Source organism: Hydrogenophaga sp., from assembly GCF_030373245.1.
GTDB lineage: Bacteria > Pseudomonadota > Gammaproteobacteria > Burkholderiales > Burkholderiaceae_C > Hydrogenophaga.
This window is the reverse complement of sequence record NZ_JAUCZF010000006.1, coordinates 40,056-54,327: the sequence shown is the minus strand read 5'-3', so window position 1 is coordinate 54,327 and position 14,272 is coordinate 40,056. Positions and strand designations below refer to the sequence as shown.

At 66.6% G+C, this 14,272-nt stretch carries 14 protein-coding genes and 1 other RNA gene; 6 read left to right on the top strand and 9 right to left on the bottom strand.

Features of this window, described 5'->3' with window-relative positions; all coding sequences use genetic code 11:
• Nucleotides 1-78: 78 nt before the first annotated feature.
• From QUV25_RS14210 to htpX, 5 genes are all read left to right on the top strand, one after another.
• Nucleotides 79-420 (top strand): hypothetical protein, encoded by a 342-nt coding sequence (locus QUV25_RS14210; RefSeq protein WP_300864900.1) that lies wholly within the window; start codon nt 79-81, stop codon nt 418-420.
• Nucleotides 375-779, top strand: a complete 405-nt coding sequence (locus tag QUV25_RS14205; protein ID WP_300864899.1) for a transporter substrate-binding domain-containing protein — start codon at nt 375-377, stop codon at nt 777-779. The genes QUV25_RS14210 and QUV25_RS14205 overlap by 46 nt, the downstream gene beginning before the upstream one ends.
• Nucleotides 776-1,837, top strand: coding sequence for a dihydroorotase (gene pyrC, locus QUV25_RS14200; RefSeq protein WP_300864898.1), 1,062 nt, complete (start codon nt 776-778; stop codon nt 1,835-1,837). The genes QUV25_RS14205 and pyrC overlap by 4 nt, the downstream gene beginning before the upstream one ends.
• A gap of 19 nt (nt 1,838-1,856) precedes the next feature.
• The gene (locus tag QUV25_RS14195) at nt 1,857-2,648 is read left to right on the top strand and encodes a DUF3025 domain-containing protein (RefSeq protein ID WP_300864897.1); all 792 of its coding nucleotides are present in this window, start codon (nt 1,857-1,859) and stop codon (nt 2,646-2,648) included.
• 170 nt (nt 2,649-2,818) lie between these two features.
• Complete coding sequence (htpX, locus tag QUV25_RS14190; protein ID WP_300864896.1) at nt 2,819-3,688, top strand: protease HtpX; 870 nt, start codon at nt 2,819-2,821, stop codon at nt 3,686-3,688.
• Nucleotides 3,689-3,756: 68 nt separating this feature from the next.
• Here htpX and QUV25_RS14185 read toward each other — a convergent pair whose 3' ends face one another.
• The gene (locus tag QUV25_RS14185) at nt 3,757-4,509 is read right to left on the bottom strand and encodes a glycine zipper 2TM domain-containing protein (RefSeq protein ID WP_300865236.1); all 753 of its coding nucleotides are present in this window, start codon (nt 4,507-4,509) and stop codon (nt 3,757-3,759) included.
• A gap of 133 nt (nt 4,510-4,642) precedes the next feature.
• Entirely contained in the window at nt 4,643-6,484 is a 1,842-nt protein-coding gene (locus tag QUV25_RS14180; RefSeq protein ID WP_300864895.1) for an NAD(P)/FAD-dependent oxidoreductase, read from the bottom strand.
• Between the two features lie 57 nt (nt 6,485-6,541).
• Between QUV25_RS14180 and rnpB the strand changes: the two genes are divergently transcribed.
• Nucleotides 6,542-6,891: RNase P RNA component class A (gene rnpB, locus QUV25_RS14175), an RNA gene on the top strand.
• Between the two features lie 38 nt (nt 6,892-6,929).
• On the opposite strand, the gene QUV25_RS14170 is transcribed toward rnpB, so the two are convergent.
• Genes QUV25_RS14170 through ltnD form a run of 7 tightly spaced genes read right to left on the bottom strand, consistent with a single transcriptional unit; the run spans nt 6,930 to nt 14,230 of the window.
• Complete coding sequence (locus QUV25_RS14170; protein WP_300864894.1) at nt 6,930-7,730, bottom strand: metallophosphoesterase family protein; 801 nt, start codon at nt 7,728-7,730, stop codon at nt 6,930-6,932.
• Nucleotides 7,731-7,747: 17 nt separating this feature from the next.
• On the bottom strand, nt 7,748-9,451 hold the full coding sequence (locus tag QUV25_RS14165) for an MBL fold metallo-hydrolase (protein WP_300864893.1): 1,704 nt from the start codon (nt 9,449-9,451) through the stop codon (nt 7,748-7,750).
• Nucleotides 9,452-9,510: 59 nt separating this feature from the next.
• Nucleotides 9,511-10,539, bottom strand: a complete 1,029-nt coding sequence (gene denD, locus QUV25_RS14160; RefSeq protein ID WP_300864892.1) for a D-erythronate dehydrogenase — start codon at nt 10,537-10,539, stop codon at nt 9,511-9,513.
• Nucleotides 10,536-11,336: a 2-oxo-tetronate isomerase gene (otnI, locus tag QUV25_RS14155; RefSeq protein WP_300864891.1), complete on the bottom strand. Its 801-nt coding sequence runs from the start codon at nt 11,334-11,336 to the stop codon at nt 10,536-10,538. The genes denD and otnI overlap by 4 nt, the downstream gene beginning before the upstream one ends.
• A 28-nt stretch (nt 11,337-11,364) precedes the next feature.
• Complete coding sequence (locus QUV25_RS14150; RefSeq protein WP_300864890.1) at nt 11,365-12,045, bottom strand: aldolase; 681 nt, start codon at nt 12,043-12,045, stop codon at nt 11,365-11,367.
• The gene (gene otnK / locus QUV25_RS14145; protein WP_300864889.1) at nt 12,042-13,310 is read right to left on the bottom strand and encodes a 3-oxo-tetronate kinase; all 1,269 of its coding nucleotides are present in this window, start codon (nt 13,308-13,310) and stop codon (nt 12,042-12,044) included. The genes QUV25_RS14150 and otnK overlap by 4 nt, the downstream gene beginning before the upstream one ends.
• Complete coding sequence (gene ltnD, locus QUV25_RS14140; protein ID WP_300864888.1) at nt 13,307-14,230, bottom strand: L-threonate dehydrogenase; 924 nt, start codon at nt 14,228-14,230, stop codon at nt 13,307-13,309. Before ltnD ends, otnK begins: the two co-directional genes overlap by 4 nt.
• Between the last annotated feature and the right edge of the window lie 42 nt (nt 14,231-14,272).

The following is a 14,272-nucleotide window of genomic DNA, read 5'->3' as shown; positions in this document are numbered from 1 at the left end:
CTGGCTTGTTCCTCGATAGGCCAGGCGGGCAGGTGCAGCGATCCAGCTGCCTCTGGCGCGAGCAAGCTGCAACCGGATTTGGTGCCGCTGACCTCGGCCAACCGCATCGAGACGGCAGAGAAGCCGCAGGCCTTGCCGGAATGCGGCTACACCACCAACAACGCGGCAAGTCGCGAACAGGTGAACCTCGCCATCCCGCACGGCATGGCGGGCGTGCGCCTGCTGGTCAAGGCTTGCAGCAGGATTGATTCGATCGACAGCCCGGACATCAAGCGGCTCGTCTCCACCCGAGGTTCCACGCCCGTCACCGCGATGCGGCGCAGCGCCTCAAGTTTAAGCTCGTGGAGTGCGAGGATCATCTGCAGGCGCTGGAGATGGGGTCGAAAGGACAGGCTGATGCTTTCGCCCTGGACGAAGTGATGCTCTGCGACCTGGCCGCCAGCCGCCCGGGCCCCAAGGCGGTGAAGGGGGAGGGCCGGTTTTTCACCATCGAGCCGCTTGCCATCCTGTACCCCAATGGCGAAGAAGCTTTTCGCAAGTTGATCAACGACGAACCGCGCCGCCTGATTGACAGCCCCGATGTTCAGACCATTGACGAAAAGTGGTTCGGAGTCCCCGTCCGTCCAAGGGTGCCGTGCTCAATGGCCACCGATCCACCTGTTTCGCGATTTCGGGAAGTACCCGATTGCCAACATGCCTTGAGCGACCGAAGTGCGTCCACCCTTCTCGGGCTTGGACGCCGCTGTCGGCGGGGCGGGTTTTGCGACAATGGGGTATGAACACCCTTGCCGCCGCGACCCTGGCCCCGAACGCCCTCACCCTCACCCGCCCCGACGACTGGCACCTGCATGTGCGCGACGGCGAGGCCCTGCGCACCGTGGTGCCGCACACGGCCGCTCAGTTTGGCCGCGCCATCATCATGCCCAACCTCAAGCCGCCGGTGACTACCGCGGCGCAGGCACTGGCCTACCGCGACCGCATTCGGGCTGCGGTGCCCGAAGTGATGGTCTTTGAGCCGCTCATGACGCTGTATCTCACCGACAACCTGCCGGCCGACGAAATCGCCCGTGCGAAGGAAGCCGGTGTGGTCGCTGTGAAGCTCTACCCTGCGGGCGCCACCACCAACAGCGACGCGGGTGTGACCGACATCCGCAAGACCTACAAGACGCTGGAGGCCATGCAGCGCGCCGGCGTGCTGCTGCTGGTGCATGGCGAAGTGACCAGCCCCGACATCGACCTGTTTGATCGCGAGGCCGTGTTCATCGAGCAGCAGCTCCAGCCTCTGCGCAAGGACTTCCCCGAGCTCAAGATCGTGATGGAGCACATCACCACGAAAGAGGCAGCGCAGTATGTGGCTGGTGGAGACCGCTTCCTGGCGGCCACCATCACCGCCCACCACCTGCTCTACAACCGCAACGCCCTGTTCACTGGCGGCATCCGACCTCACTACTACTGCCTGCCGGTGCTCAAGCGCGAAACCCATCGCCAGGCGCTGGTGGCCGCCGCCACTGGCGGCAGCCCGAAGTTCTTCCTGGGTACCGACAGCGCGCCGCATCCGGCCCACCTGAAAGAGCACGCCACTGGCTGCGCCGGCTGCTATACCGCTCACGCCGCGCTGGAGATGTATGCCGAGGCCTTCGATGCCGTGGGTGCCATCGACAAGCTCGAAGGCTTTGCCAGCTTCTTCGGCGCCGATTTTTACGGTCTACCGCGCAACAGCGGCAGCGTGACGCTGAAGCGCGAAAGCTGGACGCCGCCCGAGAGCTTCACGTTCGGCGAAGCCGAGCTCAAACCCTTGCGTTCAGGCGAGCCGCTGGCCTGGAGACTGGTGGCCTGATCTGGGTCTCATCGACGCCGTGACCGCCAGCCCTGACGCCGTCGCGCCAGCTGGGTTCGCGCTCGACTGGCAACATCCGTGGTTCGAACCAGTGGCCAGCCAGGGGCAGCAAGTCCTCCAGATGCTGCAGACTGGGCGCACCTTGCCGGATGCACTGGGCGCTCTCGAAAAGATGGCCTTGCCAGGTGTTTCTTTCGTTCCCCAGTCCGACCTGCCCGACAGCACCCCCTACGAGCAGCACATTTTCGACACCGGCCGCGTGCCCACGCGCGACAACCTGCACGATTTCTTCAACGGCTTGTGCTGGCACCGCTTTCCCACCACGAAGCACCGCCTCAACCGGTTGCAGGCGGCCGAGATCGCGCGCAGCGGGGTGTGCCAGGTGCGTGGGCCGGTGCGCGACGCGCTGACGCTCTTCGATGAAAACGCCGCGTTGCTGCAGGCGCCAGACGAACTGTGGGACGCACTCAGACAGCGCGACTGGCCCAGGCTGTTCCTGGAGCTGCGCCCGCTCTGGTGCCAGGCGCGCCTGGTGCTGGTGGGCCATGCCCTGCTGGAAAAGCTGGTCACGCCCTACAAATCGATCACCGCCCATGTTTACGCGGTGCCTGTGCCGATGGAGTTGAATGGCAATTTGGTCGAGTGGGATTCATGGCTGTCCGGCCGGCTGCAAGCGAGCGAGCTGGCGGGTAAACCGTTCACCCCGCTGCCAGTGCTGGGCGTGCCGGGCTGGTGGGCGCCGAATGAAGATCCCGTCTTTTACGAAGATGCCTCGGTGTTTCGGCCGCCGAGGTCAGCCGCAAGCCCTTGAGCCCCAAGGGGTTTGGCTTGAAACCGCAGGCGGCGTCCCCATAACGGTTTCTCGGTATCATCCGCGCACCTCGCGACCCTCGGCGGCTCAAGTCGCCGGGGAACCTTGGTCATGCGGCTGGGTCGCAAGCAGCGCGCCGGTTTCCGGCAATCCGAATCGATGGAGCACACATGAAACGCATCCTGTTGTTTGTTCTGACCAACTTCGCCGTGATGGCGGTGTTGCTGGTCACCACCCGCATCCTGGGAGTGGACCGCTTTCTCACCGCCAACGGGCTGAACATGACGGCCTTGGCCGGGTTCTCGCTCGTCATCGGCTTTGGCGGAGCCATCATCTCCTTGCTGATGAGCAAGAAGATGGCCAAGTTCAGCACCGGCGCGCGCCTCATCAACCAGCCCCAGAACGCCGACGAGGCCTGGATCGTGCAAACGGTGCAGAAGTTTGCGGACAAGGCGGGCATCGGCATGCCCGACGTGGCCATCTTTGAGGGCGCACCCAATGCGTTTGCCACCGGCGCGTTCAAAAACTCGGCCCTGGTCGCCGTCTCTACCGGCCTGCTGCAAAGCATGACCAAGGAAGAGGTCGAGGCGGTGATCGGCCACGAGGTGGCCCACGTGGCCAACGGCGACATGGTGACCATGACCCTGATCCAGGGCGTGATGAACACCTTTGTGGTGTTCCTCAGCCGTGTGATCGGCTACGCGGTCGACAGCTTTCTGCGCCGCGGCAGCGACAGCAACTCTGGTCCGGGCATCGGCTACATGGTCACCACCATCGTGATGGACATCGTGCTGGGCTTTCTGGCCGCCATCATCGTCGCCTGGTTCAGCCGCCAGCGCGAATTCCGCGCCGACGCGGGCGCTGCCAACCTCATGGGTCGCAAGCAGCCCATGATCAACGCTCTGGCCCGCCTGGGCGGCCTCACGCCGGGCGAGCTGCCCAAGACCATGCAGGCGCTGGGCATTGCCGGCGGGCTGGGCAAGCTGTTCTCCACCCACCCGCCCATGGAAGAACGCATTGCCGCGCTGCAGAAGCTCTGACCATTCCGGGTTCTCCCAAGAAAAAAAGCGACCTCCGGGTCGCTTTTTTTTGGACAAGTATTCGCTGGTCAGTGGCGCTGCCATTTGCGCTGGTCGTCCTGGTCGCGGCGCTCCTCGCGCCGGTGCTCGCGGCGGTCGTGCTGGCGCTCACGCCGGTCGTCCTCGCGCCAGTGGCGGGGCGGGCCGGCGTACCAGTGGCCGGGCCGATAGCCGTTCACCCACACCACCTGCGGCGCCACCGGGTAGGTCGGGATGAAATGCGTACCAACGACCACGCGGGTGACGACCGGAGCGCGGTACTCCACCTGAGGCGCCTGGTACTGCACCCGAGGCTGAGGCGCGTAGCGGGGCGCTGGCGGCGGCAGGGCATCCACCGGCGTCACGCTCAGACGCACAAACCGGCCTGGGTCCTGTTGCATCTGCACGCTGTACTGCTGGCCGGCGTATTCGTACACCACGTCGTAGGCCACGGTGCGGTTCTCGTAGAAGGTCTGCGTGCCGCAGTTGCGCACGATCTCGGTGCGAGTCTGACCACCGCCTTCGATGCGGTCGCCCAGGATGGCGCCGCCCATGAGGCCGATCACCGTGGCGGCGGCGCGCCCGCTGCCGTTGCCGATGGCGTTGCCGATGGCCCCGCCCGCAATGCCGCCCATCAGCGCACCAGCACCCGATTTGCGGTCTTGCACCGAAATCTGCTCGTCCTGGCAGACCTCGCGCGGTACGGCCACTTGCTGCACCACCGGCGTGCTGCTGAGCACACGGCCTTGCGCTTCCTGCGCTTGCGCGGCGCTGGCACCGCCCAGCGCCAGAAGACCTGCCATCAGGGGCAGCAACACGGGCTTGTTCACAGGTTTCATGAATCACTCCGGCAAATGAAGAACTTGAAGTGTGAGCAGCTCATGTCAAGCGAATGTGGCGCCTGTGTAAAGTTGAGCCTCAACCCGACGGCCGGCATCAGGTCGTTGCGGTCTGGCCGAGCAGTTCGCGCGCCACCGCTTCGGCGACCTTCAGACCGTCCACGCCTGCCGAGAGGATGCCGCCTGCGTAACCCGCGCCTTCGCCGGCCGGATAAAGGCCACGGGTGTTCAGGCTCTGGAAATCGGCGCCGCGGGTGATGCGCAGCGGCGCCGAGGTGCGGGTTTCCACGCCGGTCAGCACCGCGCCGGCCATGTCGTAGCCCTTGATCTTGCGGCCAAACACCGGCAGCGCTTCGCGCACCGCCTCAATCGCGTAGGCGGGCAGGGCAGTGGCGAGGTCACCAAGTCGCACCCCAGGCTTGTAGGAGGGTTCCACCTCGGCCAGCGAGGCGGAGGGTCGGGACGCCACAAAGTCACCTACCAGCTGACCCGGCGCCTCGTAGCTGCCACCACCCAGCTCAAAGGCGCGCGCTTCAAGCTGGCGCTGCAGCACGATGCCAGCCAGCGGATGCACCTGGCCTTGTGCAGCCAGGGCCTGTGCCTGCGCGGCGTATCGCGCGCCGTCGGTCCCGCCGAAGGCGGCGGTCCAGAGCGCCATGTCTTGCGGGAACTGCTGGGGAAAGTCGGCTGGCTCGATGCCGACCACGATGCCGGCGTTGGCGTTGCGCTCGTTGCGCGAATACTGGCTCATGCCGTTGGTGACCACGCGACCGGGCTCGCTGGTCGCTGCCACCACGGTGCCGCCCGGGCACATGCAAAAGCTGTAGACGGTGCGGCCGTTCTGCGCATGGTGCACCAGCTTGTAGTCGGCCGCGCCCAGCAGCGGGTGCCCCGCGTGGCGACCCCAGCGAGCCTGGTCGATCACGCTTTGCGGGTGCTCGATGCGAAAGCCGACCGAAAACGGTTTGGCTTCCATGAACACCCCTGCGTCGAACAGCATGGCAAAGGCATCGCGCGCGCTGTGGCCCAGGGCAAGCACCGCGTGCCGTGTGGCCAGCTCGGTGGTGGCCCCAGTCGCCAGGTGCTGCACCTGCAGGCCGATGAGCTCCTGGGACCCGTTGCCGTTGTCGCCGGGCGCCATTGACACACCCACCACCTGCTGCTGGAACCGGATCTCACCGCCCAGCGCGATGATTTTCTCTCTCATGGCCTCCACCACTTTCACCAGCTTGAAGGTGCCGATGTGCGGGTGCGCCATGTACAGGATTTCAGCGGGCGCTCCAGCGGCCACGAACTCGCGCATCACCTGGCGACCCAGGAAGCGCGGGTCTTTGATCTGGCTGTAGAGCTTGCCATCGGAAAACAGGCCGGCTCCACCTTCACCGTACTGCACGTTGCTTTGCGGATCGAGCTTCTGATGCCGCCACAGCCGCCAGGTGTCCTGGGTGCGCTCGCGCACCGGTTTGCCGCGCTCGATCACGATCGGCCTGAAGCCCATTTGCGCCAGCGCCAGCGCAGCGAACAGGCCGCACGGTCCAAGACCCACCACCACCGGGCGCTTGGCGTCCGAAGCCGCCCAGCTTGCAGGCGCCTGGCCAGGCGGGTGCCAGGCCATGTCGGGCGTGGGCTGGATGTGGGGGTGCCTCTGAAACTGGGCCAGCAGCGTTGATTCCTGCGAAGGGTCTGCCAGGCTCAGATCCACGATGTAGACAGCGAGCAGATCGGCCTTGCGGGCGTCAAAGCTGCGCTTGAAAACCTGAAGCTCGGCGATGGCGATCGGATCCACCCCGAGGGCTTGCGCTGCCAGCCGCGTGAGGGCCTCAATGGGGTGGGGAGGCGGCCGGCGGTCACGCTCGGTCTCTGCCGGTGCGTCGGCGGCGCGGCGGTGCTCGGTGGCGATGGCCGCCAGCGGCAGCTTGAGTTCGGAAACGCGGATCATGGGCTTCTCGGTGGCTTGTGGTGATCAAGCAGGAGGGTGGGTCGATAATACCGGTGTGGAGCGCGCCAGGCCGTCGCTGGCACTAGACCCGAAAGGGTGTGCTGGAGGAACGTCCGGACTGCACAGGACAGCGCAGGAGGTAACACCTCTCCACCGACAAGCCCGGCGAGTTCGCTCAAAGGGCCCTAAGGTGAGGATCAGAGCAACAGAGACGAGCCGCTTCAGTGCGGGTGAAACGGGCAATCTCTGCGCGCAGCAATACCAAATAGGCCAGCGTTGATGTGGTTCCGCGGAGCTGGCGGGTAGGTAGCATCGAGCCGCCTGGGTGACCAGCGGCCCAGAGGAATGACGGTCACGTCCCGGGCAACCGGGACGCACAAAATCCGGCGTATCGGCGCGCTTCACACTTTTTTCATCACGCAGAGCCGCTGAGTGGCTCTGCCGCTCAGCTTCGCGTCATGCGGCCCGTGCGCAAGGCGTGGGCCCAGTCCGGGCGACGGTTGCGCTCGGCCAATGCGGCCATTTGCCCGAATTCGTAGGGCACGCTGATCAGATCGCTGGACCAGCCGCCCTCTCGCTGCTCCACCACCGCATACCGCGCGTCCGGACTGCCGTTTTCAATGCGGTGAAATCCGGAGTGGGGATGGGGGTGGTCGTCGTCGTAGGCCGGCAGGCCGACGCTGCCGGGGTTGACGATGAGCAGGCCCTGGGCAGTGCGGACCGACCGCGGCACGTGGCTGTGGCCGCAAGCCAGCAAGCCGATGTGGGGTGGGATGCGACCATCAAGGCGCTCTTCAATTTCCTCAGCTGAGGCGAGCAGCGCCACCTCGCCCACCGGCGTTTCCAGCAGGTATTCGATGTCGCTGCGCGGGCTGCCGTGGCACAGAGCCACATCGGACCCCAGCCGCTCGGGCCACATCTCACCGCGATGCAAACGGGGATCGCAGGGGTCTGCGTGGCTGCTCAGCCAGTGTCTGTCGTGTGGGGTCAACTGCTGGCTGGTGAACGCGTCCGACGCGTTCTGGCGCGCCAGGGGCAAGGTCAGCACCTGACGCTCGTGGTTGCCAGCGACATGCAACCACGGCAGGTCGCTCAGCCGTCGGGCGGTTTCCTTCGGCAACAGAGGCCCGCTGAGGGTGTCGCCCAGGTTCACCACCTGATGCACCTGGCGGTGCGCGATGTCGGCGATGACAGCCTCCAGGGCCGCCAGATTGCCATGAATGTCTGAGACCAGAGCCAGACGCATGCCCCCGCCAGCCACCGCTAGAGGTTGAAGCCGCCCAGGCTCTGGATGCGCTCCACATGCGCGAGCAGCGAGCGCTTGGCCACTGGCCACAGGCGCTCGGGCACGTCGTCGTAGGCCAGTGTCACCCAGTCGTCCATCGTCCCCTGCGGTTGAGTCTGCATGGCGCGGGCTACCTTGGCTTCGCGGGCGAGCCGGTGGGCTTTGAGGTGGGCGATGGCTGCGCGGGCACCGCCGTGTTCGGGCGCGCTCGGGTTGTCCGCTGTGCGCTTCAGATCGCCGAGCACGTGCCCGTGGGCGGGCAGGATGAAATCGACTTCGAACTGCTCACAGTGGTGGTCGAGCAGGTCGAGCGAATCGAGGTAGGCACTCATGTTGCCATCCGGCGGATCGATCACGGTGGTGCTGCCGTTCAGGATGTGGTCGCCGCTGAACAGCAGCCCGTCTTCCTCCAGCACCAGGCACAGGTGGTTGGCTGCGTGGCCGGGAGTGTGCACCACGCGCAACGTGTGCAGCGTCTCGCCGTTCGCGTTCTGCAGCGTCAGGCGTTCGCCGTCGGCCAGCGCTCGATCGGGCGTGAAGCGGCTGTTTTCGCGCGAGGTCGGGGCGCTCGGCAGGCCCAGGATGGGTGGCGGGGTTTTACCACCGGCGCTGCACAGGGCCTGCAGGCGAGTGGCACCGGGTGAGTGGTCCGGGTGTGAGTGGGTGCAGACAATGGCGCGCAGGTCGCCGCCAGCGGCGCGCCACAACCGCTCCAGGTGCTCGGGCAGGTCCGGTCCGGGGTCGATGGCCACATAGCCCGTGTTCGGGTCGCCAACCAGGTAGCTGTTGGTGCCTGGCCCCGTCATGAAGCCGGGGTTGGGTGCGGTCAGGCGCATCACGTTCTTCAGCAGCGGCACGGGTCGCTCGGTCTGCCAGTCCAGTGCATGGGTGATCTGGCCATCGGGGCAGACCAGGGCCAGCTCACCAAACGGCGCTTCGTGCTCCATGTGGCGCGACTCGGCGCCGCCCAGCAGACCGGCGCGTGGGCAGCTGGTGAACAGCGGTTCGTCGTTGACTGCGCACGCTGCCAGAACCGATTCCACGGTGGCGTGGGCTTTGAGGCGCTCCAGTGTGCGGATGGTCGGGAAGATGATGAAAAAGTTGCCGGCGGCGTGGCGCGCCAGAGCCTCGGCTGGGCGCACCCAGACCGGTTCGAACTGCTCGGACTCGTCGGCCACCGGCTCCTGACCCTCCGGCATACGGGCAACGAGAAAGGGCACGTCGAAGCGGCGCGGCAGGTCGCGGTCGGTGATCCAGTGGGCGAGCACGAACACCTCGGCCGCGTCCAGCGTGAGGCCGCGCGCGGTGCATTGCTCGGCGAAGGGCGCCTTGCGATCGAGTGCTGTGATGTCATCCGCACCGGCGTGCGCGCCGTTCGAACGGCGCGCCAGCAAAACGCCCAGCTCCTCAAAGCTCTCTCGGATGGCAGCGATCGCCTGGGTGAGGTGCAGGTCGCTCTGGCTGACCCGGCGCGTGGCCTGGGCGTGGCATTGGGCGTCGGCGGCATCGATGCCACCACCGGGAAACACGTAGGCGCCGGGTGCGAAACTGGCCGTCATGGAGCGGCGTGTCATGAGCACCTCGATGCCGCCGGCCGCGTCGCGCAACAGCAGAACGGTGGCGGCCGGACGCAGCGGCGCCGGGGTGCGGGAGGTGTGGAGCAGTTGAGTGGAGCGGACCATGACCGCATTGTGCGGCAGGTCGCCGAAGCGGCGGCCCTGGAAGCCCGGGTGCACGTCGCTCAGTGCTGCGCGAGGCGGGCCAGTACGGCCGGATAAGTCACGGCTTCGGGATGGTTTTGAACGTACTGGCGCAACACACTACCGAAGTCGGGATCGGGGGACAGGCCCAGCGCGGCGGCGCGCGGGCTTTCGAATCGCGAGGGCCAGGCCTGGACAATCTTTCTGACACTGGCATCGGGCTCATCCCGAATCAGGGCCATGACCTCGGGCCCGGCCAGGTCCTGCAAGGCCTGCAACATCTGGCGCACCGTGACCGTGAGCGCCGGCAGATTGATGGCGGTGCGCCCACCAAACGCCTCCCGGCTGGCCTCGGTGACCGCCAGGATGCCGGCGATGGTGTTGGCGGGCGAGGAGAGCGCAACCTCGGTGTCCCGGTCCACCGGGCAGGAGCTGGGCTGAGCAGCCAGCGGTTCGCGGAACAGGCCGGAAAGAAAACCGGAGGCCGCGCCATTGGGCTGGCCGGGACGCACCGATACCGTCATCAGCCGCGCTGAGCGGCCGTCGATGAAGCCCTTGCGCGTGTAATCGGCCACCAGCTGTTCGCAGATGAATTTGTGGATGCCATAGCTGGACTGTGGCGTGGGCAGGGTATCGTCGCGCACCACGGGGGGCAGCGGGATTGCTGCGTCGCTGCCAAACACGGCCACCGAGCTGGAGAAGAAAAACACCGGCGGTGCGTGGCCGGTAGCGGTCTGCGCGCGGCAGGCGTCGAGCAGGGCGCGGGTGCTGTCGAGGTTGGCGTGCAGGCCGAGGTCGAAATTCGCTTCGCACTCGCCCGAGACGGCGGAGGCGAGGTGGAACACCGCGTCCCATGGGCCAGCGGCCATGAGCGCAGGCACGCTGGCCAGCAGGTCGCCCGTGTGCACGTTCACGCGTGAGTCCTGCGTGAGCGCGGGGTCGCGCGGTGCAATCAGATCGGCCAGATGAATGCGCTGGATGTCGCGCCCGGCGAGCTGGCTGCGTTGCAGCAGGACGTGCGCCAGGCCTCGGCCGAGGAAGCCCGCGCCACCGGTGATGAGGATGTTCATGGGCTTTTTGAGGAGGCAATGGCCTGGTACCGGCGCAGCCAGTCCAGGCCTTCGCTGGTGCCGCTGCGTGGGCGGTATTCGCAGCCCACAAAGCCGCTGTAGCCCAGCGCATCCAGGCGGTCGAACAGGTGTGGGAAGTGGACCTCGCCTTCGTCAGGCTCGTGGCGGTCGGGTACGCCGGCGATCTGAATGTGACCCACGCCGGCAAAGTGCTTTTCCATGCGCTTGCTCAGATCGCCTTCCATGATTTGGCAGTGGTAGAGGTCCATCTGCACCTTGAGGTTGGGCGCACCCACCTCCGCCAGCACGTCGTGCGCCTGCTGCTGCCAGCTCAGGTAGAAGCCCGGCATGTCGCGGGTGTTGATGGGCTCGATCAAGAGCGTGATGCTGTGCGGCGCGAGGCGCTGGGCCGCCGCTCTCAGGTTGGCCACGTAGGTGGCGCGCTGCTGCGCTTCGCTCACACCCGCAGGCTTGAGGCCGGCCATGGCATGCAGCCGCTGGCAGCCGGTGGCCTGAGCAAATACCAGGGCCCGGTCGACGCTGGCGGCGAACTCGGCCTCGCGTCCCGGGATGCAGGCCATGCCGCGCTCGCCAGCGGCCCAGTCGCCTGGTGGCAGGTTGAACAGGGCTTGGGTGAGGCCGTTTGCCGTCAGGCACGATGCAATCTCTTCGGGCGTGTGCTCATAGGGAAACAGATATTCCACCGCGTCGAAACCGTCTCGTGCGGCTGCGGCGAACCGGTCGAGGAACGGAACCTCGGTGTACATCATGGACAGGTTGGCAGCGAAGCGGGGCATGGGTGTCTCGATGGGTGGATTGGCAGATTCACCAGGGGGCATTGAACTGCGTGCGCAACTCGTCGATTTGCGCGTCGCTCAGCGGCTTGATCGCGCGCGCTCCCAGCAGCCACAGGCGCGCGGTTTCCTCCAGCTCTTCCAGCAGAGCCATTGCGGCCGCGGGGCTGGTGTGCCACACCGTGGGACCCAGGCGCTCCAGCATCACCGCGCGCAGCGGCCGTGCGGCGTGTTCGATGCGCGCTGCCACGTCGTCGGCCACGGCGGGGTGACCCGGGCGGCGGTAGGCAATGAGTGGCACATGGCCGACTTTCATCACTTGGTAGGGCGTGAGCGGGGGCAGGATGTCGTCATCGCGCCAGACACCTTGCAGCGTGAGCGCGACCAGGTGGGTGGCATGGCTGTGCAGTACGCAGTGCGCCTCGGGCGCGCTGCCGTAGATGCGGCGGTGCAGCGTCAGCGTCTTGCTTGCGCGATCACCGCTGAGCTGGGTGCCACTCTCATCCACCCAGGCGAGCTGGGCGGGATCAAGAACACCCAGGCAGGCGTCGGTCGGGGTGATGAGAAAGCCGCCACCTTGCTCTGGGATGAGCCTCGCACTGATGTTTCCCGCCGTTGAATGCACGTAGCCGCGCTGAAACATCGATGCACCTACGCGCACGATCTCGGAACGAATCGTGTTCTGTGCCTCGGGCCAGACGGCCTTGCTCACAGCGTCACCCCGGCTTGCCGCAGTGCGTCGGCAAAAAAATCGACGCCACCGAAGTTGCCCGATTTCAGCGCCAGCCACATCGGTTCGCCCGAGTCCGGCAGTGTGGCCTCGGTCCAGGGCACGCCAGGGCAGATCGGCGAGCCGATGCGCAGCTGTGGCACGTTCAGGGCTTGCACCACGGCACCTGAGGTTTCGCCGCCCGCCACCACCAGGCGGCGCACGCCCGCCGTCACCAGACCCTGCGCCAGCGCCGCCAGCGTGTCTTCCACCAGCGCGCCAGCGGCTTCCACGCCCAGCGCAGACTGCACTGCTTTCACGTTGTCGGGCGCGGCTGTGGCGTACAGCAGCACCGGGCCTTGGGACAGCAGCGCCAGCGCCTGGGCCAGCAGCGTCGCTGCACCTTGTTCGCCGCGGTGCAGGGCCAGTGGGTCGAGCGCGATGGCGGCGCGACCGTCGGCGATCCAGCGCGCGACCTGGGCGTTGGTGGCTTGTGAGCAGGAGCCGGATAACACAGCCGCCGTCCCTTGCACGGGGCTCAATTGGGCCGCAGTGTCGCTCGGTGACCATCCGCCGCGTCGCAGGTAGGCCGGCGGCAAGCCCAGTGCCACGCCGGAGCCCGCAGTGATCAAGGGCAGATCGGCGCAGGCCTCGCCCAGGGCCAGCAGATCGCTGTTGTCGATGGCGTCGGCCACGGCGATCCGCACGCCGTCGGCACGCAGCTGAACGATCTGGGCGGCTGCGTTGGTGCGCAGCGCGTCTACCCGCAGCAGACCGACATTTTGCGCTGTCTGTGCCTGCAGCACACGTACCAGGTTGGCGTCCGTCATGGGTGTGAGCGGGTGGTGCTTCATGCCCGAATCACTGAGCAACTCGTCGCCCACGAACAGGTGGCCGCGGAACACGGTGCGCCCGTTTTCGGGGAAGGCTGGGCAGGCAATGGTGAAGTCGGTGGACAGCGCCTGCATCAGCGCGTCGGTCACCGGGCCGATATTGCCTTCTGCGGTGGAATCGAAGGTGGAGCAGTACTTGAAATAGATCTGGCGCGCGCCAGCGGCCCTCAAGGCGGCCAGCGCCTGCAGGCTTTGCGCCACCGCGTCAGCAGCGGGGATGGTGCGCGTCTTCAGTGCAATGACCACCGCGTCAGCCGCCGGCAACTCGCCATCGGGCACACCCAGCACCTGCACCGTGGGCATGCCAGCGCGCACCAGCATGCTGGCCACATCGGTGGCGCCGGTGAAATCGTCTGCAATGACGCCGAGGATCATGGGAGGTTTCCCTTGAGTGCGGGCAACTCCAGCCCGGCCAGCGCGGCATAGTACTTGACCACGGCCGAGTCGTCTTCGGACCCCAGGCCCATGGCGGCGGTGGACAAATAGAGCTGGTGGGCGGCGGCGGCCAGCGGCAGCGGGAATTTCAGCGCGCGCGCCGCGTCGAGCACGATGCCCAGGTCTTTCACGAAGATGTTCACCGCCGACAACGGCGTGTAGTCGCCCTCCAGAATGTGCGGCACGCGGTTCTCGAACATCCAGCTGTTGCCGGCGGCGTTGGTGATCACTTCATACAGCTGGCGCGGGTCGGCACCTGCCTTGATGCCCAGCGCCATGGCCTCGCAGGCGGTGGCGATGTGCACGCCCGCCAGGTGCTGATTGACCATTTTCACCGTCGAACCGACCCCAGCCTGATCGCCCAGCCGGTAGACCTTGCCAGCGAAAGCGTCGAGCAGCTTGCCCGCGGCGGCAAACGCCTCGGGTTTGCCTGATGCCATGACCGTCATCTGACCAGCTGCCGCCTTTTTTGAACCGCCCGAGACGGGGCCGTCGATCAGCCAAAGGCCTTTTTCTTCCAGTCGCCGCTCCCACACTGGTGGCAGTGCGGGGTCCACCGTGGCCGAGGTGACCACCACACTGCCGGGTTTCAGGTGGGTGGCCAGCCCCTGTTCGCCGAACAGCACCTGCTCGGTCTGGGCCGCGTTGACCACCAGCACCAGCACCACGTCGCATTTCGCAGCGAGTTCGGCCACGCTGCCGGCCGGGTGGCCACCGGCTTCTCCGAATGCGGCGAGCGCCTCTGGACGAGGGTCGAAGCCCCAGGTGGGTGTGCCTTGGCGCACGGCTGAGCAGGCAGCCCCCATGCCCATGGAGCCCAGGCCGATGACGCCAAGTGTGCGAGGGGTGTGTGTGCTCATGTGGGCAGAGTTGGGGATGGAGGTTGAAACGGGAAAAGCAGA